This window comes from Paenibacillus dendritiformis (assembly GCF_945605565.1).
GTDB classification, from domain to species: Bacteria; Bacillota; Bacilli; order Paenibacillales; family Paenibacillaceae; genus Paenibacillus_B; species Paenibacillus_B dendritiformis_A.
The window spans coordinates 2,297,514-2,317,300 of sequence record NZ_OX216966.1 but is presented as its reverse complement, the minus strand read 5'-3'; the positions used below and the strand labels follow the sequence as shown (position 1 = coordinate 2,317,300).

Here is a 19,787-nt window from a genome sequence, read left to right as displayed (position 1 = left end):
TCGCGTCCCGCAGCGCCCGCCATGCATCGGGTTGATGACGGGCTTGCGGATCGCGCCTTCCATCTTGTATGTTGGGATACTCCGTTGCGCTGACTACTGGCGGGTTACACCCACCACATCTCGCCGAGCGGCTCCTTCATCAGCAGCGGCTGCAGGTTTTGCACCGCTTTGGTGAAGCCTTCGTCGATGGACATCAAGCCGTCTTCATGCTCGATGCTGACGACATAATCGTAGCCGACGAGACGAAGCGCGCTGACGATATCCGCCCACGTTTTCACGTCATGTCCATAACCTACGGTACGGAACTGCCATGCCCGATCGAGCATCATCGTATACGACTGCATATCCGTAACCCCATGCTTGTTCACATTGATCGGATCGATGGTCGTATCCTTCGCATGGAAGTGATGAATCGCATTTTCCTTGCCGAGAATGCGGACGGCCTGTACCGGGTCGATGCCCTGCCACCACATATGGCTCGGATCCAGGTTCGCCCCAATCGCGTCGCAAGTCGCTTCGCGCAGGCGAAGCATCGTGCCCGGGGAATGCACGGAGAACCCGCCGTGCAGCTCCAGGCCGATCTTGATGCCCCGATCCTGGGCATACTTGCCGACTTCCTTCCAATAAGGGATGATCTTCTCGTTCCATTGCCAGTCCAGAATCTCCTGGTAATCGTTCGGCCATGGCGCTACAGGCCAGTTCGGGTACTTCGCGCCCTCGTGATCTCCCGGACACCCGGAGAAGCCGTTGACGACCGGCACGCCCAGCTTCGCTGCCAGATCGATCGTCGCCATGAAATCGTCATGGTATGCCTTGGCGATATCCTTCTGCGGATGCAGCGGGTTGCCGTGGCAGCTCAGCGCGCTGATGATCAAGCCCCGGGACTCGACCGCTTCCTTGAATGCCCGCTGCTTCGCTTCGTCAGCCAGCAGCTCGTGCGGATTGCAATGCTTGTTGCCCGGGTAGCCTCCTGTTCCGATCTCTACCGCTTCGACCCCTTTGGCCGCTACCGTATCGAGCGCCTCTTCCAATGACAGTTGTCCATACAGTACCAAAAATACGCCTAATTTCACGTCGCTGCCTCCTTCAGTTATGCTGCTTCCTCATGAATGTCTTCGCTGTCTAATCTATGGCTTAGTCGAAATAGATGGCTTTGCCCGTACGGGACGATTCGTAAATGGCCTCCAAAATTTCCGAGACGACGCAGGCCTGCTCCGGCGTAACGACAGGCTCCTTGTCCTGCTCGATCGCATCGATCCAGAGACGCATCTCCAGGTCAGGAGCGTTCTCGGCCTCTCCGTCATAGAAGTCGACCCCGCCGGCGGTCAATTCGATCTTCTGATCATACAGGCGGCCGTACTTCTCGCCGTTGATGTTGAGGCCGTTCCACATGTCGGCCCCGGCCTCGGTGCCGCACAGCGTGCACTTCGCTTCTCCGGACTGCGCCACGTTCAGCGCCCAGCTCGATTCAAGTACGATCGTGGCGCCATTTTTCATGACGATCATGCCGAAGGCGGAATCTTCGACCTTGAATTTCTCCGGATCCCAGGATCCCCATGCGTTCGCCGCGTTCGGACGGCTGCCGAGCTTGTGGAAGGAAGATCCGAGCACAATCTTAGGCTCGTAGTTGTTCATCATCCACAGCGTCAAATCAAGCGCATGTGTGCCGATATCGATAAGCGGGCCTCCGCCTTGCTTCTCTTCGTCCAGGAACACGCCCCAGGTTGGAACGGCGCGGCGGCGGATCGCATGAGCTTTGGCATAATAAATGTCGCCCAACGTTCCGTCCTCGCACAGCTGCTTCAAATATTGGCTGTCCGAGCGGAAGCGGTTGTTGTACCCGACCGTCAGCTTCTTGCCCGTGCGCTTCGCAGCCTCTACCATGCGGCGCGCATCCACTGCCGTCTTCGCCATCGGCTTCTCGCTCATGACATGCTTGCCGCTCTCCAAGGCGGCAATCGTAATCTCCGCATGGGAGTCGTTCGGGGTACAGACGTGAACGATATCGATGCTGCCGTCCTTCAGCAGCTCCTTATAGTCGCTGTATACTTTCGCGTCTTCCGTGCCGTATTTCGCCTTGGCTTCTTCCGCACGCTCCGGGATAATATCGCAGAATGCGACCATTTGCACGTTGTCCAGCTTCTTGAGGCTTGGCATATGCTTGCCGTTCGCGATTCCCCCGCAGCCGATAATTGCGATCTTGTAGATGTTAGACATATTCATTTTCCTCCTATAGGCATTGTTCAGTATAATTAACTGGTTGGTATGGCCATTTTCATGAACTGATTGTATGCGGCAGTCTTATTGGCCCAGATTGTTCTTAATCCATTGTCTGCTGTTGCGGATGCTCTCCAGGCTTGGACGCTGGCATTCATCCTGCTCGACAATGAGCCACTCCGCACCAGCTTCCTTCGACGCGCGGGCAATGGAAACAAGATCGAGCTCGCCCTCTCCCAGTTCGACGGTAAGCGGGCGTCCCTGCTCATCGCGCCGCAGATCTTTGTAGTGGACCAACGGAATTCGTCCCTTGTAGCTTGCAATGACGCTAAGCGGATCGTACCCGGCATACTGCACCCAGCAAACATCGAGCTCGGTGAAAAGCTTCTCTGCGGGAACTAACCGGAACAATGTATCGAATACCGTATCGTCTCCGAGTTTTCTCGTAAATTCGAAATCATGGTTATGATAGCCAAGCTTAATTCCATGCTCAGCGAGCCGGTCGGATGCATTCGCCAGCTGCTCTGCCGTATGCAGCAGCGCTTCGAGAGAGTTGTAGCGCGATTCCTGAATCCCCGGGCACGCAATGTACCGGTTGCCGATCGCCGTGTTCATCTCGATCTGCTCGTCGAGATGATCGACAAGCTGCTCGATGCTGACATGGGAACCTGCGGCAGCAAGATTCAGACGCTTGAGTGCGTCCGCCAGTTCTTGCGCCTTCAATCCGCCATAGCCGGCAAATTCCACACCTTCGTAGCCCATCTCCGCGATTTTTTCCAGCGTGCCGATGAAGTTCTTTGCGGTCTCGTCTCTCACCGTATAAAGCTGCACTCCGATTTTCATGGACCAAGCACCTCTTTTAAATTCAATATTGGACAGGCTGCCTTTTTGTATTCGCCGAGCATTCCTCTGAAAAGGTTTACATCGGACTTCATTCATTGTGCCACATTGCATCCGGGCTGTGAATGAAGGATATCATTTTTACATGAACAATCTTGCTATTGTCTGCTATAATCGAGGTGTACGACAACATAGAAAATAGGGGGATTCACATGTCTCAGTCCAGTGAACCGCGGCAGGACATCTCCTTGCTCTTCGCCGGACATGCCCGGCACAGCAAAGCGATGACGCTCGTCATTCCCGATCTGAAGCACTACCTGGTCCGGATCCAGCTGGAGGGCAGCGGCCACGCCTGGCTGGACGGAGGGTACCAGGAGTTGAAGCCCGGCGATCTCCTGATGCTCGCCCCGGGCGAGTATTATGATCTGAAGATTGGCTACCGCAATCCGGACGCATCCGATCCGCTTCGCAAAGTGCACAGTCTGGATTATTATATGATTCTCAACGGTCCCTGGGTCGAACAATGGTGGGCGAAGCAGGAGCGCCCCGGCAAGTCTGCGATCGGCATCGACGACCATCTGTTGTCGCTCTGGCGCGAGATTATGCAGGAGCAGCGCCTCTTCGGCTCGATCAAGGTGAACGATATTGTTAAGCATCTCACCTTCGCCTTCTTCGGCATGCTGGGGCGGACACTGACGGAACGGACGCATCCGTCCTTCTTGAACATGAACCGGACGGCGCAGCTTGCCCATAGCATCAAGCAATATGTCGAAGTGCATGCAACCGAGCCGTTCTCGCTTCAGGATGCAGCCGATTCGGTTCAACTGAGCGTATCGCGGGCGTCCCATGTGTTCAAGGAGACCTTCCAGCAATCGATTATGGATTATGCGATCCAGGTTCGGATTACGCTCGCCTGCGAACGAATACTGCACGGCTATATGCCGCTGGAGCAGATTGCCGAGATGTGCGGCTTCCAGAGCTACACCTATTTCTACCGCACCTTCAAGAATCGGATGGGCTTGTCCCCGCGCCAATTCCGGGATCAGCGCCAGCTGTCCGCCGAATCCTGAGGAACTGCCCCTCCCGCCGGCAGCCGCACGAGCGGAAGATCGAGTCTTCCGCTCTTTCTTACCCCCTCTTTCGCTAGGGCGTTGGAACGCCTTTTCCGAACCCCCATTACGAATTCGAGCAAAAACCGATATATTTGTGTATTTCCAACCGTTCGCCTTGTATTCTCCTTGCCGATTGACTATGATAATAGTGAAATAATTTTCATGTCAGAGCATGAATCTATCAAAATTTTTTTCATTCTATCTGACCGTAAAAGGATGATTGGTTTGTCCACAATATTGCAGGCGATCCGGCAAAAATTCGAAGAATATCACCCGCAGGAGCGAAAGGTAGCCGATTACATTTTGCAATTTCCGGGAAATGTAGTGACGATGGGCATTACGGACCTGGCCGAACAGTCAGGCACCTCGCCCGCGACGGTAACGAGATTCTGCAAATCGCTCCTCTTCCGGGGATATCCCGATTTCAAGACGAAGCTCGCTGCCGACCTGGCCCAACAGAGCGTTCCGCTCACCTACCAAGACATCATTGCAGGCAACCCGCTGCCAGACATCATAGCCGCTATCGAGACCAACCATATCCGCTCGATCTCCGATACGACCGGATTGTTGGATCTGGAGACGTTGGAGCAGGCCCTGCATGCGCTTCTTCACGCCCGGCAAACCGATCTTTACGGCATGGCCACTTCCGGAATCGTGGCGTTGGATTTTTATCAGAAGCTCATTCGCATCGGCAAGCAGGCATCCTGCTTCTCCGACCCGCACATGCAGATTACATCGGCTTCCCGGCTCGGACCGGGGGATGTCGCCTTCGCCATCTCCTATTCCGGCGAGACGCCGGAGACGATCGAGGCGCTGCTGTGCGCGAAGGAGCAGGGAGCGACCACCATTTCCTTGACGAAGGTCGGAGCGAGCCGTCTCGCCTCGCTGGCGGACATCCGGCTTTTCGCTTCCTCGTTGGAGGAGGGCATCCGGCGCGGGGATATGGCATCGCGTATCGCGCAGCTGCATATCATCGATATCCTGTTCGCGGGCATGACGAGTGAGCAGTTCCACGAGCGTATTCCGATGCTGGAACACTCGTACCGCATGGTACGGAAGTATCGCAAAGCTAAAGGGAGGTAACACGAACACAATGAATATTTTGACGTTCGAGACCAATGAAGAATTGAACCAGAACGGGGCCAGCATTATTGCGAGCCTCGTGCAGACGAAGCCTCATGCCGTGCTCGGCCTCGCTACGGGAAGCACGCCAATCGGCATCTACCAGGAGCTGATCCGGCTCTGCGGGAAAGGTTATGTCAGCTTCAAGCAGGTCACCTCGTACAATCTGGATGAATATGTCGGTCTGCCTGCCGATCATTCGGAGACATACCGCACGTTCATGAACAAGCAATTATTTGATCACATTGACATTGATAAAGCGAATACGCATGTGCCCAACGGCAACGCAGCCGATCTGCAGGCAGAGAGCAAGCGCTACGACCAAATGCTCTTCGACGCCTCCATCGACCTGCAGCTGCTGGGTCTGGGCCATAACGGCCACATCGGTTTCAACGAGCCGGACCGCCACCTGCAGAGCGGAACCCATGTCGTCACGCTTAAGGAAGAGACGCGCCAGGCGAACAAACGCTTTTTCAACTCGATTGACGAAGTGCCTACACAGGCGATTACGATGGGCGTAGGATCCATCCTGAAGGCCAAGATGATCATGCTCGTCGTCCGCGGCGCGGACAAGGCAGATATCGTTCACCGCGCGCTGACCGGCCCGATTACGACGGATATTCCGGCTTCTCTTCTTCAGACTCACCCGAACGTCGTCGTATTACTCGACAAGGAGGCGGCAAAACATTTCCATGAATAAGTCAGCATTTACGGTGAAGCAGGCGCACGTCGTAACGCCGAACGGCATCCTGGCGGATGGCGTCATCCGCGTTGAGGAAGGGCGCATCGTCTTCATCGGCACACCAGAACAACTATCGGACAAGGATCATGGATGGCTTGACGAGGCCATCGATGCCGAAGGCGGGTATGTGCTGCCCGGGTTCATCGATGTGCACGTGCACGGCGGCTTCGGCGCCGACTTCATGGACGCGACAGCGGAAGCCTACGATACGATCACGCGCTTCCACATGGAGCATGGCACGACGGCGATGCTCGCCACGTCCATGACCCAGTCCCGCGAAGCGCTGGACAAAGTGGTCGCTGCCGTCGACGCCTATATGAAGCAGGATATGCCCTATGCGCAGCTGGCGGGCCTCCATCTCGAAGGGCCGTTCGTCAATCCGAAGTACAAAGGGGCGCAGAACGAAGCCTATATGCTCGATCCGCAAATCGAGTGGCTGGAAGCATGGGATAAGAACCATCCGGGAGTCATGAAGCAGTTGAGCCTCGCTCCGGAACGGGAGCAAGCCATCGAAGCGATCCGTTGGTCGCGGGCTCACGGCATCAACGTGGCGGCCGCCCATACCGATGCGACGTTCGAGCAGGTGACCGAGGCGGTCAATGCCGGCCTGAACCAGGCGGTGCACACGTTCAACGCGATGTCCCCGGTTCATCACCGCAATCCGGGCGTCGCCGGTGCGGTCCTCACCGACGATCGGATTACGGCCGAAGTCATTGCGGACGGCCATCACGTGCATCCCGCATGCATCAAGCTGCTCGCCCGCTCCAAGGCGCCGGGCAAGCTTGTGCTCATCACCGACGCGATGTCCGCGGCGGGCATGCCGAACGGAGCTTACGAGCTGGGCGGTCTTCCCGTGACTGTAATGGACGGAGTGGCCCGGCTGACGGAAGGCAATTCGCTGGCAGGCAGCACGCTGACGATGATCGGCGCCGTCCGCTTCGTCATCGAGCAGGTAGGCCTGTCCCTCGTGGAAGCGTCCCGTCTCGCGAGCATCAATCCGGCGAAGCAGCTTCGCATCGATGACGTGACCGGCAGCATCGAAGTCGGCAAGCAAGCCGATCTCGTCTGGACCGACCGCGATCTGAATATCCGGCAAGTCTGGGTCAAGGGCCGCAGCCATATGCAGCAAGCCTAAACCCGCATCACATTCACGCTATGATCAAGGCCCGTGCTCCTGCAGCATGGGCTTTCTCTGTCTTTACGCAGATTCTCCCCTCATTCCAATTCGTCCCATTGATTATGGTATACTTAATCTAAGCAGTTAAAGGGTGAGGTGAAGCTGATGAAATGGGGAGAAATTACGGAAACACTTCCAGATCGCTTTGTTTTGGTCGAAGCGATTAAGGCTACTTCAAATAATCAAATGCGCTATCTAGAAGATTTAGCGGTAATTCAAGATTATGATAACCCTCAGGAAGCTTGGAATGGTTATAAACATTTTCACAAACTGCACCCGTCGCGTGAATTATATGTCTTTCATACCAGCCGGACCGATGTAGAAATCGTTGAAGAATTTTTCTCGGGGATAAGGCGGCCATCATGAGGATTCAGATTCAAAATGGGCTGCCTATCGTCTCTATGACCTTGAAACAAGATCAGAAATCCATCCATTTAACGAATGTTCTGTTCGACACAGGCTGTGCAGCAACGGTATTTGATACGGATTTACTTTCCCGAATCGGAATTCAGATTGATTTTATGAACGGTAAGGCTAAAAGAATGTATGGTATTGGCGGCACAAGCGAAATATGTTACGAACAAATTATTCCTAATCTAAAGATTGATACTATTCAATTTACTTCGTTTCCTATACAGCTAGGTTCCATTCAAGAACCGTATGGCTTTGACGGCATATTGGGCATCGATTTTATGTTAAGGGCAAAACTAAAAGCCGATTTTGAATCATTGCAGATATTTTACTCATCATAGCCTTCAAGAAAACTCCAAACCGAAGTTAGTAAGAATCGCCGAATGCCAGGAACAACTTCTCCGTTACGGGACATGGCAAAAAAATTAGCGTCTAACTGCCAGACCCTGTATAAGGGCAGCCGGCAGACGACGCTGTGATCTATTGAATGCAAGCCGTAAGGACTTGCTCATTCAAGAACTTCTGTCCTTGGGTAAGGGTCTGCCGCAGGAGCAGAAGTTTACAATGGTCAGGGCGATGGGCTTATCATCAGATTTTTAACTCCCCAAGCTTGATCAGTTCGACAACCGCTTGCGACCGACCTTTCACATTTAATTTTTGCATGACGTTGGAGATGTGGTTTCGGACGGTCTTCTCGCTAATGAACAGCAGTTGCGCGATGTCGCGGGTCGTTTTGTCTTGAACAAGCAATTCAAAGACTTCGCGTTCACGGTTCGTCAACAGGAACTTGCTTTTGTGATCGCTACCCTTCAAGTGTCACCCCTCCTTGCCCGAATTTTTGTTATTTAACAAGGTTAAGGGATACAGTCAAAGTTATAGTATGAAGGGCATTCTAACTTGGTGCGGTGCTTCTCAAAAATGGGCCTGTCCTCTGCGCTCCCCGTCACTATTGCATAAATTCGGGCTAAATGCTGCACGATAAATCGTATGTAGCGAAAAGGACCGCGCCTGTCTGCCAATAGCGCAGAACGCGGTTCCTTCCCGTTGTTATCTCAACCCGGGAGCCATATTGTTCAGTCGTCTCGGATGAGTATTGGTCATTTGTCTCGTGGTTCCATATTCTTGTGTCGGGAAGATACGATAAACCATTTCTTGGAATTCATTAGCAAATCCGGATAACGGACGGCCCTCTCTCGAGCTCTTCATGAACTGATTCATCCGTTGGACGAAGTCAGGGTTGGCTGACACGTATACTTGATCGCATTGTGGCGCATCTTTTTTGACGATTTGGGCGATTCGTCCCTTCAGATCCGAAGATACTCCATTGGCGCTCATATCCGCGCTGTTATTGAGTGCATGGCTCTTGGAGCGGGCATCCAGATTACCGGTACCGCCTGCGCGTCCCATGCTTTTGTTCATGCCGTTGCCGCGTGTCGTTCCTTTGGCGTTACCTTGCGTATCGGTTGTTACCGCAACGTAGGCGTTATTATTGGTAAGCATTACGTTTGCCGTTTTCACGCCTTTCATTCGGGCGATCTTGTCGGCAATTTTTTTGCTCATCTGCATATTCGTCATGGAATGCGCGTTGCCATAGCCTGTTCCGTTACCGTTCAGCCGGTTGCCGTCAACGCCAAAACCCGTGAAGTTGTTCATGCCATAATTTCCGGTACCGTAAGTCCCAAAGCCATTCAGGCCATTCATTCCATAGCCGTATGTGCCATAGCCATTCATGCCAAAGCGGTTGCCATTCGTGCCTAACCCATTCATGCCAAAGCCGTTGCCATTCGTGCCTAACCCATTCATGCCAAAGCCGTTGCCATTCGTGCCTAACCCATTCATGCCAAAGCGGTTGCCATTCGTGCCCAAGCCGGTCAGGTCGTCGTTGATTCCGAATCCATTCCGGCCAAGCCCGTTCATGCCGGTTCCACGAGTCGTGCCGCGAGTACCGAAACCATCGAGACCATTCCCGCGAGTCGTGCCGCGAGTTCCGATACCGTCAACGCCATAACCGCGAACTCCGTCTACTCCATTGCCTCGTGTTCCGTAGCGGTCGCCGTTATATCTGTTCGCGTTCGTATCCAAATTCGGGTTCATGCCGAGCGGATAGATTCCGTCCTGAGCGGTACGGGTACGCATGTTGTTTTGGGCGCCTCTCGTTGTCACGTTATCGGGATTCGTCGCGCAGCCCGTCAACCCCATGGACAGGACCATTGCCGCTGCCAACGTGAGCAGGACCATCTTTTTACGCATCGCTTTTCCTCCTTGTGTAGATGATTTCAATTGGATTATCACCACACTTAGCATGCGCCGAGGCCGGGATGTTATGCCGATAGGTTTTACCGCCCCTGCCACTCCTTTCTCCCCTTTGCAATTTTCCGCAGCAAGGCAGGAGCGCTTCATTTATAGGACCGCCTGGATTGCCGACATACCTTTTCGTTGACAACGGTACATCGGAGCATTATTATTTAGTACCAGGTACTAATATTAGCATACCGGAGGGAAACTTATGCCAATAACACGTTTGCATACGAAAGCCCGCATTACCGCTTTTGGCTCCTTTGTCCCCGAGCGTCGATTGACCAATGATGATCTGGCCGCGATGGTGGACACGAATGATGAATGGATCGTTACCCGTACCGGAATGAAGGAACGCCGGATCGCCGATCCGGGCGTCTACGCCTCCGATCTGGCGGTGAAGGCCGCCAATGATCTGGCGGAGCGTCACGGAATTGACTTGCGGCAGGTGGATGCGGTATTGGTTGCCACGTCCACTCCGGATGCTTTTTTCCCGAATACGGCGGCTCTTGTCCAGGCTCGGCTCGGAATGCGTGATGCGCTGGCTCTCGATATTTCCAATGCCTGCGCAGGCTTCGTCAGCGGACTTCAGGTGGGGATTGGCTTAATCGAGGCAGGCATGCATCAGCGCGTCCTCGTTATCGGAACAGAAGTGTTGAGCCGGACCGTAGACTACACCGATCGCAGCACCTGCATACTGTTCGGCGATGGCGCCGGAGCGATGCTGCTCGAGGCGGATGAGCGAAGAGACAGCTTTATGGCCTCCTTATCGGCCACGACGGGGGATACGGAGGCGGTCTTATACCGTCGCGCCACCGCCGACCGGATTGGAGAAGTGGAACTCCGGGAAGATGGCAAATTGGTGCAGAACGGCCGCGTACTATATAAATGGGCGCTGCAGCAAATCCCTGTCGGCGTCGGGAACATCCTCTCCCTGCTTCAAATGAATGCGGATGCAGTGGACTGGTTCATTCCGCATAGCGCCAATCTCCGAATGATTGAAGCGATTAGTGAACGAAGCGGCATTCCAATGGAACGGACATTAACGAGCGTGACCTATTATGGCAATACATCGGCGGCAAGCATTCCGCTGGCCATCTCCCTTGCCTTGGCCGAAGGGAAGCTGAAGCCCGGCGACATGACGCTCCTGTACGGCTTCGGAGGAGGCTTCTCTCAAGCGGCGCTTCTGCTTCGTTGGCCTGAATTGTAATGAGAGCAACAAGAAGACACGGCTTCCCGCGAACGGGAGCCGTGTCTCATTTTACTTTTGATTGGATTCAGGTTCATCCTGCTTCTCGTCATCCTGCCATGTCTGAACCGCTTCATGGAAGGAGGATTCATCGACCGGATAGGCCCATCCCTCACCATCCGGGATGATCCACATATGCTCCTTCTTCATGTAACCGCCATATCGCTTCGTTACCGCTTTTTCTTGCGGCTGTCCCGGGTCAATGGCTTTCGGCTGCAGCGTAATCGTCAGCGACCAGTCCTGCTTCGCTCCGGATCCCGACAGGGCGTCAGCCCGTTCCGGCTCGCGATCAATCATCAGGAAGCGGAAGGCATTGATAAGCGAGGACGCTTTCTCTTGCGTAACTTTCCCGCCGTTCAAGCTCCAATTCTCCGCTTTATCAGCCGAATTTTCCTTTGTGGGCTGCTTTTTCAGATCATAGGACTGTCCATCCCATGACCACTTGAATTCCCGGACTTCCTCTAACGCAAATGTCAACGGTTCCTTCCGGGCAAAATCAAAGGCAGAGCGCTTGAGGCCCGACAAGCCGGATTCGGCTACTTGATAGACCGTCTTCGTACCATCTGTCCGGGCGTAGACCGTTCCGGGAACCGGAGTGTTCCCTCCGACTTCAATCCGGTGAACATTCCCGCCTTCACGAATGGAGTACACGGCAGCGGGATGATCAAGGCCATATTTGGCCATATCCGCCGCCTCCTCTTCGACCACGGCTTGCCCCGCCACGCCGGTAAACGTCGTAATCCAATCGGTAACCGCATAAGAGCTTACCGGATAATCCTCATTTCCCTGCACCTTCCAATCATCCTTCACCTTAACCAGCTTCAACGGCTTGCCATCGGTATCCAATTCAATGGCGTCCACTTGTTCCGCTTCCGCCTTCACGAGGGCAGGCGCGACTTCCGCTTCCTTGTCCGACTCGATAAAGAAATGGTTGGACGATGCATACCAATACAGTATGCCGAACACAATAACCAGCAGAGCGGCCGGCATCAGCTTTTTCATGACGCATGTCTCCTTCTCCACCACAGTCCCGCTCCAATAAAGAGCAGCACGGCCGGGAATCCGATGACGGTCACCCACAAAATCGTTTTTCCCTGAGCCGGGGTCAAATACGCAAGCTGGTAGGCGGCCTTCTCGCGCGGCCGGATTGTAACCTGATCCTGATTCTCCTCCAGCCAGTGGATGCTGTTCAACGCGAAGTCCCGATTGCCCTGGGTATAAATATAAGCATCCGCCATAAAGCTGGAACCGCCGATGACGACAGCTTTCGGCTGCCCATCCTTCGACTGGACGACCGCTCCGAGTGTCAGGGGACCTGCGATATCCTTGTCATCCCGTTCGCTTCCTTCTTGAACCAAGCGCGGGATATCCGTCTCACCATACGCTTGTTCCGTCGTGTGCAATATTTCTTGCGCTTCATACGTATCATTCTCGCTAATCTTCAGCGGAATGCTTAACGACAAGGTCATCATCATCCGGTACTGAATAAGCTTGTCTGTCATCTCGTGCTCGTTATAATCAGGCATAATCGTGAACGGATCGTACAGCAAGCCTTCGGACGGCTCCACGGCGACCGAGTTCGTGCTTTCGACGCCGAGAGACTTCAGCAGCCCATGAATATTCGGCCATTCTGTGGCCATCTTTTCATCGAACCCAAGCGCAATGTACAGCTTTCCTTTGCCTTCCACATACTTCTGCAGCAGTTCCGCTTCCTTATCGCTCACATCCTGCTTCATACCGATTAGCATAACAAGATCGGCATCCTCCGGCACGCTGCCCTTCTGCAGCAGGTTCAGCTCCTCAAGCTCCACATTATCTTCTCCCAAGCTTGTCCGGAGCACATTCATTTGCGCCAGCGGCAATTCCTGGTGGCCGCTAAGAACGTAAGCCTTTGATTTTTTATCTGACGCCAGGCTTCGCAGCGCCTGTGTCATTTTTTCTTCACCGCTGAACTGATACGAATACCCCTGCCCGGCCTGGAACATTTCAAATAAGCCAACCGTTTTCCGCTGGGTTCCCTGCTCGAATACGATCGAGCTTGCCGTCAGCTTGTACTGCTCCGCAAGCGAAGGCTCCTTCAGCAGATCATACCGCTTGAATGAAATATTCCGGTTGCGCTTCGCATATTCCTCTGCCATGTCGGCAACCTCCCGAACCAGCACTTCATCATCGTTCGGGGTCGTGAACAGCTTGATAGCGATTGGCTTCTCGATGGAAGCCAACGCCGATAACGTCTGCTCCGACAGCGTGAAGGATTTGTTCTTCGTCACGTCCCACTGCCATCCCGAGAAGGATTGGAATATATAAGTAATCAGCACGAAAATCCCTACTACCGCGGCCGAGATCATTGCCGCATTGCCACGACGCAGCCATGTTTTCATCTTCATGTTACCTCCACCGCTTTCTGTCCAACACTTGAATACTCAGCACGATAAATACGGCGGACAGCGTCACAAAAAAGAGTATGTCCGCCGCGCTGATCACACCCTTCATGAATGACTCCAGACGAAGATTCATCGCAAATGGCGCAAGCCAGCTTCCCCATTCCGGGGAGGTGGATGCGGGCATATCGAGCAGCCAGAAGGCAAGGAGCATGACCACGCCCGCTATCGCCGCCACCATCTGGTGCTGCGACAGACTGGACGCGAACAAGCCGACGGCAGCCATCGTTGCGCTTAACATCAGCATCCCGAGAACGGAAGTAAGCAGCACCGGCCAATCCAGCGGGCCGAAGAACGACATGATAAGCGGGTACAGCAGGCTGAGACAGACCAGCAGCACCATGACGACAAGCGCCGCCGCATATTTGCCGAGCACGATGTGGCTCAGCCGGGCCGGTGAGGTCAACAGCAGCTCATCCGTGCCTTGGCGGAATTCGTCCGCCAGCAGCCGCATCGTCAACAGCGGAATGACGAACACATACATGAATACCGCGTTGCCCGAGACGAGACGGAAATCGATGATACTAGGCTGGAACATCACGAAATTCAAATAAAACATCATGCTGGAAATCAGCACATAGACTGCAAACGCCGCATAAGAGGCAGGCGAGGTGAAATAAGCTTGCAGCTCCTTGCGAAAGATCGCTCGAAATCTACGCATCTTGCACCTCCTCCTCGGTCGTAAGCCGAATAAACACGTCCTCGAGGCTGGTACCATCCCGCTTCATCTCGAGAATCGGATAACCCGCCTTCGCAAGTGCGAAAAAAATAGACTCCCGTGCATCCGACTGTTCCGCCGGAATGACCCGAAGCGCAACGATCTGGGCGCCGGAATCCGGCTGCGCCGCTCCGGTCTGCTCTTCCCCTGCTTCTGGAACGACGCCAGCTTCATCCGCGCCCGCCTGTTCCGCCGTGATCCCGGATTCTGCTCCCGCCTCCGCGCCTGGGCTGACAGAGAATGCGCCGGCACGGGATTCAGTCTCTTCATCGTCAGTCTCTCTCTCCTGATCCGTCCCGATTCCGGCTCCAGGCTCTTCGGCCTCAGCAAGGACATCGACGGACGCTACCTCGGGAAGGGCTGTCAAAATGGAAATGATCTCGGACTCCCGTCCCTTCACTTCCAGCTGCAGCGAGGAGGTCTGGCCCATCACTAACCCAAGCCGGTCCTGCCGTTCATCCAACACAAGACGTCCCTGATGGATGATAAGGACCCGATTGCACAACGTATTCACCTCAGGCAAAATATGAGTGCTGAGCAGAACGGTATGCTGCTCTCCCAATTCGCGGATCAGCTCGCGTATCTCGATAATCTGGTTCGGGTCCAGCCCGGACGTCGGCTCGTCCAGCACGAGCAGATCAGGCTTATGCATAATCGCTTGCGCCAAGCCGAGCCGCTGCTTGTACCCTTTGGACAGACTGCGAATGATCTGCTTTTCTCTTCCTCGCAGCCCCAGCTTGTCCAGCATTTCCGCGATGCGCTGCTTCTGCTCCCGTACAGGGACTCCCCGCAGATCGGCGATAAACGATAAATACGCCTTCACCGACATGTCAGGGTAGAGGGGCGGCGTCTCGGGCAAGTAGCCGATCTTGCTTCTTGCCTGGGCGCCGTGCTCCGCCATCGTCAAGCCGCCGATCGAGATGCTCCCGCGAGTCGGGTTCAAATACCCGGTAATCATGCGCATCGTCGTCGTCTTGCCTGCCCCGTTGGGCCCCAGGAAGCCGACTATCTCGCCCTGCTCGATGGCGAATTGAAGATCCTCCACGCCCCGGCGGTCGTCATACCATTTGCTGACGTTGTTCACTTCTAACATCGTAGACCTCCCGTTTCATTTACGATAACGGACGCACCGCCTGCCGGCGGCGCGCCGCAGTCTCTCTCCCGATCATAAGCCGCGATATCTAAAGCAAGATTAAACGGAAATGAAACGAAACTTAAAATAATATGTCTATTTTGTGAACGAACATCATTTTTTTCGAAGACGCTTGCTTCGGCGTATCCGGGAACGATGGAGCCCCGTTCTCTTCCTCCTGCCGGATCGTATGGCCCGGGGCGAATGGCGCCGGCCCCGCTTCGTCCTCCGCCTGCCGCGCAGATGAGGGTGACGGGACAAGGGACGCCGCAGTTTGTCGCCCGGCGAGCCTTCGGAAGAAATGACGCCGTACAGGATGTCGGCGGGAATCCGCCGTGCCTGGGGCAGCAGTGATTCATATTCCGGCATGCCGGGAGCAACGCGGCGGTACGTTCCGCTATCCGAATCGGCGACGAACACATCGGGAGCATCCCCTTGGATGACTTGGTATTTTGGCCGATGGTGAAGGACATGGCTAACCAGCAACTTCTTCAGCCGATCACGGAACACGGTATGCCCATACACCCGGGCAGCGTTCTTCCGGTTGCGAATGCCCGCCTTTTTCCATACCAAAGGGCTGCGGGTCGCATCAACAACGGCCTGTGCCAGTCTCCCCACGTTCCCGGTCTCTATCGAGTAAGCAGAGTTCCTCGTCGCCGCTTGTATTTCGGCCAATCCGCCTGACGCGTACGTAATCACCGCCTTACCGAATATCATTCCTTCCAGCGCCGTTAATCCAAAGCCTTCCGGAAGCAAGCTGGGCACCACGACAATATCCATCGCCGGGTACACATGCTGCACCGACGCCTCGAAGCGAATGACCCGGAACCGATCGGCGTAAGGAGAATTCGCAATCATCCCGAGACAGGCGTCATAATAACCGTGATCCGTCGGCTCTCCGATGATGACGAAGCGGGCGAACGGCCTCTGATTGGCTACTTGAAGCGCCATTCGGACAAAATGGTCCAGCCCTTTTTCGGGATAGATGGCAGCCGCTATATATCCAATCAGCACATGTCCCGCCGCTATCCCCAGTTCTTTTCTTTTGCTGCGGCGGAAGTGGGGCCAGGATCGGATCTGAAGCGAGTTCGGGTGCCAGGATGGAGGCAGCAAATAGATTGGGGCCGCCGCAGGGCGGATCGGTTGAAGCGTCGTTTCCGATGTACCGATAATGCCATCGGCATGCGAGCTGATAAGCGCCGCCGCGAGGGAAGTGTGCGGAGTGTCGGCGATGGTCTCATTGATGACCCACAGGGCTGGAATTCCCAGCGATGCGGCTGCGGCGGCCGGAAGCGGGTGGATCGCCGTATTCGTCAAGACGATGTCGGGCTGCATATGCCTCAGCAGCTCGACGATGGCCTCGAATTCGGGAGCCCGCTTCCAACGCTCCCACTCCTCCGGGAGATCGGCGTCCGGCCGGATGAGAGAGTACATGAGCGGGCAGGGCATAATCTCGCTTCGAATGCCGGCAGCCCTGGCCAGAGCCGATAATCGACCTTCCTGCGGCACGATGATAATGCATTCATACCAGATGCTTAACTCATGAGCGAGAAAAAGAAGATGCTTCTCCGCCCCGGTAATATAATCTTGGTTGCACATATGCGAAAATAACATCATAGTCGGTCTCATTTTCGTGGCCCGTTCCTCGTAAGAGGTACGTAAGCCTTCACCTCCAGATGCAGTGGAATGGCATAGGATGACGCCGTCCTGAGATTGTGCCGCTCTACCCGAATATGGTAGCCAGCACCTGGTTCAAACGGTGCGCATACGTATGTTCGCGCATCGTCCGGGCCAAAGCGCGGAGCGCGATGTCCCGCCGTTCTTGTTCATGGCCTAAATAATAGTCGATCTTGGCCAGCATCTCTTCCGGGGAAGAATAGGTCTCTATTTCCTCGCCGGGAGTATAGAATTGGGAGATATCCGAACGAACGTCCGTCAGCTGCAGCGTTCCGCAGGCACAGATTTCGAAAGTGCGCGGGTTCGGGGAATCGGCCGTAATATTGACCCGGTTCTGGTTGATCGACTCGTCATGGTCGCGGTGCAAATTAATGACAATCTTGCTGCCGTTGTACGCCTCCGACGTCTCGTACGGATCCATCCAGCGGTTCAGTTCGATCTGATGGGCGTATTGAGGATATTGAGGCAGCCGTTCCCACCATAAGCCGGTCAGGATCAAGCCTCGCTTCATCAGTTCAGGCAGAATCGGCTCTATCATCCGAATCCGGTTCCAATAGGCGGATCCGATGAAGCTGATCCCCCTTCGCACCTTGGCTGGGCTGCGAAGAGGCCGGAAATGGCCATGATAGACGCCAAACGGCAAAAAGTGCACGTTCGCCCCAAGCGAACGGTAATACTGGACGGTGTTCGCTTCCAGAGTGAAAACATAGTCATAATGCGTCACTATGGAGCTCATTATATCGGTGTAATAGGGATCATCCGTAATCCATAGAGCGGTGCGAATCCCCAGCGCCCGCACGGCATCGACTTGCTCCACCGGAAGGTCCATGCCGTCCAGGGCAAAAACCAAATCGGGCCGCTGTTGGCCGGCGACGGCGGCAACGCCATCCCGCGGCCCGCAGACCGACACTTTTGCGACCAACTCCTTCCATGTGTTACGCATGCCTTCATCCATCGGGACATAAGGATACCCTTTGCCGGTTGTCACATAGCAGATATGGAGCGGCCGCATCGGTATCGGCTCCCTCGGCGTCTTCATAATGACATCCGCCCGTCCGCGTAAATAACCTTCCTGGAATCCTTCATTGAACCCTGCGATGCGTCCTTGATGAAGGGCGTTGTATCGGAATTGATGATTCATATGAATTCGGGCTTGCTGCCTTCGTGAGCGTGAGGTACGCATGGAATCGCTCCTTTTTTACATTCGTTTCTCGTTGGCATGCCACGATCCGGTAGACACGGCCTCGCAAATGCTGCATGGTCTAGCATCCATTCATCATATGCCGCTCCGTCAGGTGCATCATGGACGGTTATCCATCCATGGTCAAAAAGGGCTTCCGGACAGACAAAAAACAGCCAGCGTCCGCCGCTTGCGGCGTGCATCTGACTGTTCATAAGCCTTAACCGGCATGTTCGGAATAGGCCAACTGGTGACCGTCCTCGAAGCCTTTGGCAAAGCCGGCATTGAATCCTGCTTGATAAGATTCGTCATAGCCCTTCTTATAGGCTTGAGGAGAGCCTCTTCTCCTCCTCCGGCGGGCGATTCGCAGCCCGCGTTTCTGCAGCTTGCGGGAACGCCGGGACAGACGCCGGCTCACTCCCTCGCGCCGCGCCCCTTTGCGGGCGCGAATGGGGCCGCTGCGTACGGTCTTGCGCCCCAGTTTCGGTGTAGGTGAACGCTTTTTCAATTGATTCACTCTCCTGTACTCCTCGGGTCAAGTACGGCTCTGTCGAAATAAGCTGGATTGAACCAGGGCGTTGCAGGAGTTCCGGTTGTCTTGTGACGGGAACGCCAGCCGGTGATCATGCCGCATAGCGCCAGCTGATAGTTCGACAGCAGCCGGATATCCTCTTTAATTCCTTTGACGGAGCCTTCCGCATGCTCGGTCACATCCGCAAGGTGCTCCAACATCCGGGCCAGAGCAGACTGGCTGCGGACGATGGCCTGGATCATTTCAAGCTTGACTTCATCCTCCTGCGATCTATGCATCATGACCGTTTATCTCCCCAAATCATATTCTCCGCTGAAAGATCCGTCTCCTAGTCCGTCTCCCATCGAACCCGATTCTCCCCGGTCAAGGACGACTTTCATGTTCCGGGCGAGACTGAGCTGGATTTTGGTCAATCCGTCAAGGACTTCAACAACTTGGTTATGAATCTCCAACGGATCGCTGATTTGCTCTTTATGGTTGACAAAAGCGGTCTCCGTCAAATGATTTAGCATCCAATTTCGCGTTTTTTCTGCTTCCACCGCTTTGGCTTCCAAAATCATGGCGACGTTCCACTGCATCTTGGCTATGGCATCCAATATAAGATGATAGGAGCGCTCTCTGCTCAACCCGTCTCCCCCCTATCGATTCATTCTTCGCCATCGTCGTTCAATTCTTTGATAACATGTTCAAGCTGCTCGGCCAATGCCTCTTCCAGCTCCGCGATTCCGTTCAAGTAAGCGACGATATTTTTCGTTAACGCAGCGGATTGCTCCTTCAGTCCGCTCAGGCCGGCAAAATCGGGGTTAACGTCCGGCAGGGCGTGAATGAGCTGTGCCATCCGGACCGCAACCTGACGTTCCGCGTCCAGAACGCGGGCCATATGCTGATGCGTATGGGACATATGGATAATAATTTCGTCCACGACGTTATGCATGCTTCTTC

Annotated in this window: 22 protein-coding genes; 7 read left to right on the top strand and 15 right to left on the bottom strand. The window is 54.7% G+C overall.

The window, feature by feature from the left end:
* Positions 1-104: 104 nt before the first annotated feature.
* The 3 genes from NNL35_RS10030 to NNL35_RS10020 form a co-directional block, all read right to left on the bottom strand.
* Positions 105-1,073: a sugar phosphate isomerase/epimerase family protein gene (locus tag NNL35_RS10030; protein ID WP_006680113.1), complete on the bottom strand. Its 969-nt coding sequence runs from the start codon at positions 1,071-1,073 to the stop codon at positions 105-107.
* Between the two features lie 61 nt (positions 1,074-1,134).
* On the bottom strand, positions 1,135-2,217 hold the full coding sequence (locus NNL35_RS10025) for a Gfo/Idh/MocA family protein (protein WP_006680114.1): 1,083 nt from the start codon (positions 2,215-2,217) through the stop codon (positions 1,135-1,137).
* A gap of 84 nt (positions 2,218-2,301) precedes the next feature.
* The gene (locus NNL35_RS10020; RefSeq protein WP_006680115.1) at positions 2,302-3,060 is read right to left on the bottom strand and encodes a sugar phosphate isomerase/epimerase family protein; all 759 of its coding nucleotides are present in this window, start codon (positions 3,058-3,060) and stop codon (positions 2,302-2,304) included.
* Positions 3,061-3,269: 209 nt separating this feature from the next.
* On the opposite strand from NNL35_RS10020, the gene NNL35_RS10015 reads away from it, so the two are divergent.
* The 6 genes from NNL35_RS10015 to NNL35_RS09990 all read left to right on the top strand — a co-directional run bounded on the left by NNL35_RS10015 (position 3,270) and on the right by NNL35_RS09990 (position 7,962).
* Positions 3,270-4,127, top strand: coding sequence for an AraC family transcriptional regulator (locus NNL35_RS10015; protein WP_006680116.1), 858 nt, complete (start codon positions 3,270-3,272; stop codon positions 4,125-4,127).
* A 267-nt stretch (positions 4,128-4,394) separates the two neighbouring features.
* On the top strand, positions 4,395-5,252 hold the full coding sequence (locus tag NNL35_RS10010; RefSeq protein WP_040734594.1) for a MurR/RpiR family transcriptional regulator: 858 nt from the start codon (positions 4,395-4,397) through the stop codon (positions 5,250-5,252).
* Between the two features lie 10 nt (positions 5,253-5,262).
* Complete coding sequence (nagB, locus tag NNL35_RS10005) at positions 5,263-5,991, top strand: glucosamine-6-phosphate deaminase (RefSeq protein ID WP_006680118.1); 729 nt, start codon at positions 5,263-5,265, stop codon at positions 5,989-5,991.
* Positions 5,984-7,168: an N-acetylglucosamine-6-phosphate deacetylase gene (gene nagA, locus NNL35_RS10000; protein WP_006680119.1), complete on the top strand. Its 1,185-nt coding sequence runs from the start codon at positions 5,984-5,986 to the stop codon at positions 7,166-7,168. Before nagB ends, nagA begins: the two co-directional genes overlap by 8 nt.
* A gap of 147 nt (positions 7,169-7,315) precedes the next feature.
* Complete coding sequence (locus NNL35_RS09995) at positions 7,316-7,576, top strand: hypothetical protein (protein WP_006680120.1); 261 nt, start codon at positions 7,316-7,318, stop codon at positions 7,574-7,576.
* The gene (locus NNL35_RS09990) at positions 7,573-7,962 is read left to right on the top strand and encodes a retropepsin-like aspartic protease (RefSeq protein WP_006680121.1); all 390 of its coding nucleotides are present in this window, start codon (positions 7,573-7,575) and stop codon (positions 7,960-7,962) included. The genes NNL35_RS09995 and NNL35_RS09990 overlap by 4 nt, the downstream gene beginning before the upstream one ends.
* Positions 7,963-8,209: 247 nt before the next feature.
* Here NNL35_RS09990 and NNL35_RS09985 read toward each other — a convergent pair whose 3' ends face one another.
* Together NNL35_RS09985 and NNL35_RS09980 are read right to left on the bottom strand one after the other, a co-directional pair.
* Complete coding sequence (locus NNL35_RS09985; RefSeq protein ID WP_006288225.1) at positions 8,210-8,434, bottom strand: helix-turn-helix domain-containing protein; 225 nt, start codon at positions 8,432-8,434, stop codon at positions 8,210-8,212.
* A gap of 234 nt (positions 8,435-8,668) precedes the next feature.
* Positions 8,669-9,973, bottom strand: coding sequence for a YhcN/YlaJ family sporulation lipoprotein (locus NNL35_RS09980; RefSeq protein ID WP_254553323.1), 1,305 nt, complete (start codon positions 9,971-9,973; stop codon positions 8,669-8,671).
* A gap of 154 nt (positions 9,974-10,127) precedes the next feature.
* Here NNL35_RS09980 and NNL35_RS09975 point away from each other — a divergent pair, with 154 nt between their 5' ends.
* Positions 10,128-11,126, top strand: coding sequence for a ketoacyl-ACP synthase III (locus tag NNL35_RS09975; RefSeq protein ID WP_006678928.1), 999 nt, complete (start codon positions 10,128-10,130; stop codon positions 11,124-11,126).
* 51 nt (positions 11,127-11,177) lie between these two features.
* Here NNL35_RS09975 and NNL35_RS09970 read toward each other — a convergent pair whose 3' ends face one another.
* The 10 genes from NNL35_RS09970 to NNL35_RS09925 form a co-directional block, all read right to left on the bottom strand.
* A complete protein-coding gene (locus NNL35_RS09970) occupies positions 11,178-12,167 on the bottom strand; it encodes a DUF4340 domain-containing protein (protein ID WP_006678929.1) in 990 nt (329 codons plus the stop codon).
* Positions 12,164-13,546 (bottom strand): GldG family protein, encoded by a 1,383-nt coding sequence (locus tag NNL35_RS09965; protein WP_006678930.1) that lies wholly within the window; start codon positions 13,544-13,546, stop codon positions 12,164-12,166. The genes NNL35_RS09970 and NNL35_RS09965 overlap by 4 nt, the downstream gene beginning before the upstream one ends.
* Before the next feature lie 7 nt (positions 13,547-13,553).
* Positions 13,554-14,267 carry an ABC transporter permease gene (locus tag NNL35_RS09960; RefSeq protein ID WP_006678931.1) on the bottom strand — a complete coding sequence of 238 codons (714 nt, stop codon included), beginning with the start codon at positions 14,265-14,267 and terminating at the stop codon, positions 13,554-13,556.
* Positions 14,260-15,417, bottom strand: a complete 1,158-nt coding sequence (locus NNL35_RS09955; protein ID WP_006678932.1) for an ABC transporter ATP-binding protein — start codon at positions 15,415-15,417, stop codon at positions 14,260-14,262. The genes NNL35_RS09960 and NNL35_RS09955 overlap by 8 nt, the downstream gene beginning before the upstream one ends.
* 153 nt (positions 15,418-15,570) lie before the next feature.
* The gene (locus NNL35_RS09950) at positions 15,571-17,055 is read right to left on the bottom strand and encodes a glycosyltransferase family 4 protein (RefSeq protein WP_138985666.1); all 1,485 of its coding nucleotides are present in this window, start codon (positions 17,053-17,055) and stop codon (positions 15,571-15,573) included.
* 124 nt (positions 17,056-17,179) lie between these two features.
* Complete coding sequence (locus NNL35_RS09945) at positions 17,180-18,274, bottom strand: CgeB family protein (RefSeq protein ID WP_006678934.1); 1,095 nt, start codon at positions 18,272-18,274, stop codon at positions 17,180-17,182.
* 259 nt (positions 18,275-18,533) lie between these two features.
* Complete coding sequence (locus NNL35_RS09940) at positions 18,534-18,830, bottom strand: hypothetical protein (protein ID WP_006678935.1); 297 nt, start codon at positions 18,828-18,830, stop codon at positions 18,534-18,536.
* A complete protein-coding gene (locus NNL35_RS09935; RefSeq protein ID WP_006678936.1) occupies positions 18,827-19,126 on the bottom strand; it encodes a hypothetical protein in 300 nt (99 codons plus the stop codon). Before NNL35_RS09935 ends, NNL35_RS09940 begins: the two co-directional genes overlap by 4 nt.
* A 6-nt stretch (positions 19,127-19,132) precedes the next feature.
* A complete protein-coding gene (locus NNL35_RS09930; RefSeq protein ID WP_006678937.1) occupies positions 19,133-19,471 on the bottom strand; it encodes an alpha-helical endospore appendage domain-containing protein in 339 nt (112 codons plus the stop codon).
* 20 nt (positions 19,472-19,491) lie between these two features.
* Positions 19,492-19,779 carry a hypothetical protein gene (locus tag NNL35_RS09925; RefSeq protein ID WP_006678938.1) on the bottom strand — a complete coding sequence of 96 codons (288 nt, stop codon included), beginning with the start codon at positions 19,777-19,779 and terminating at the stop codon, positions 19,492-19,494.
* Positions 19,780-19,787: the final 8 nt, after the last annotated feature.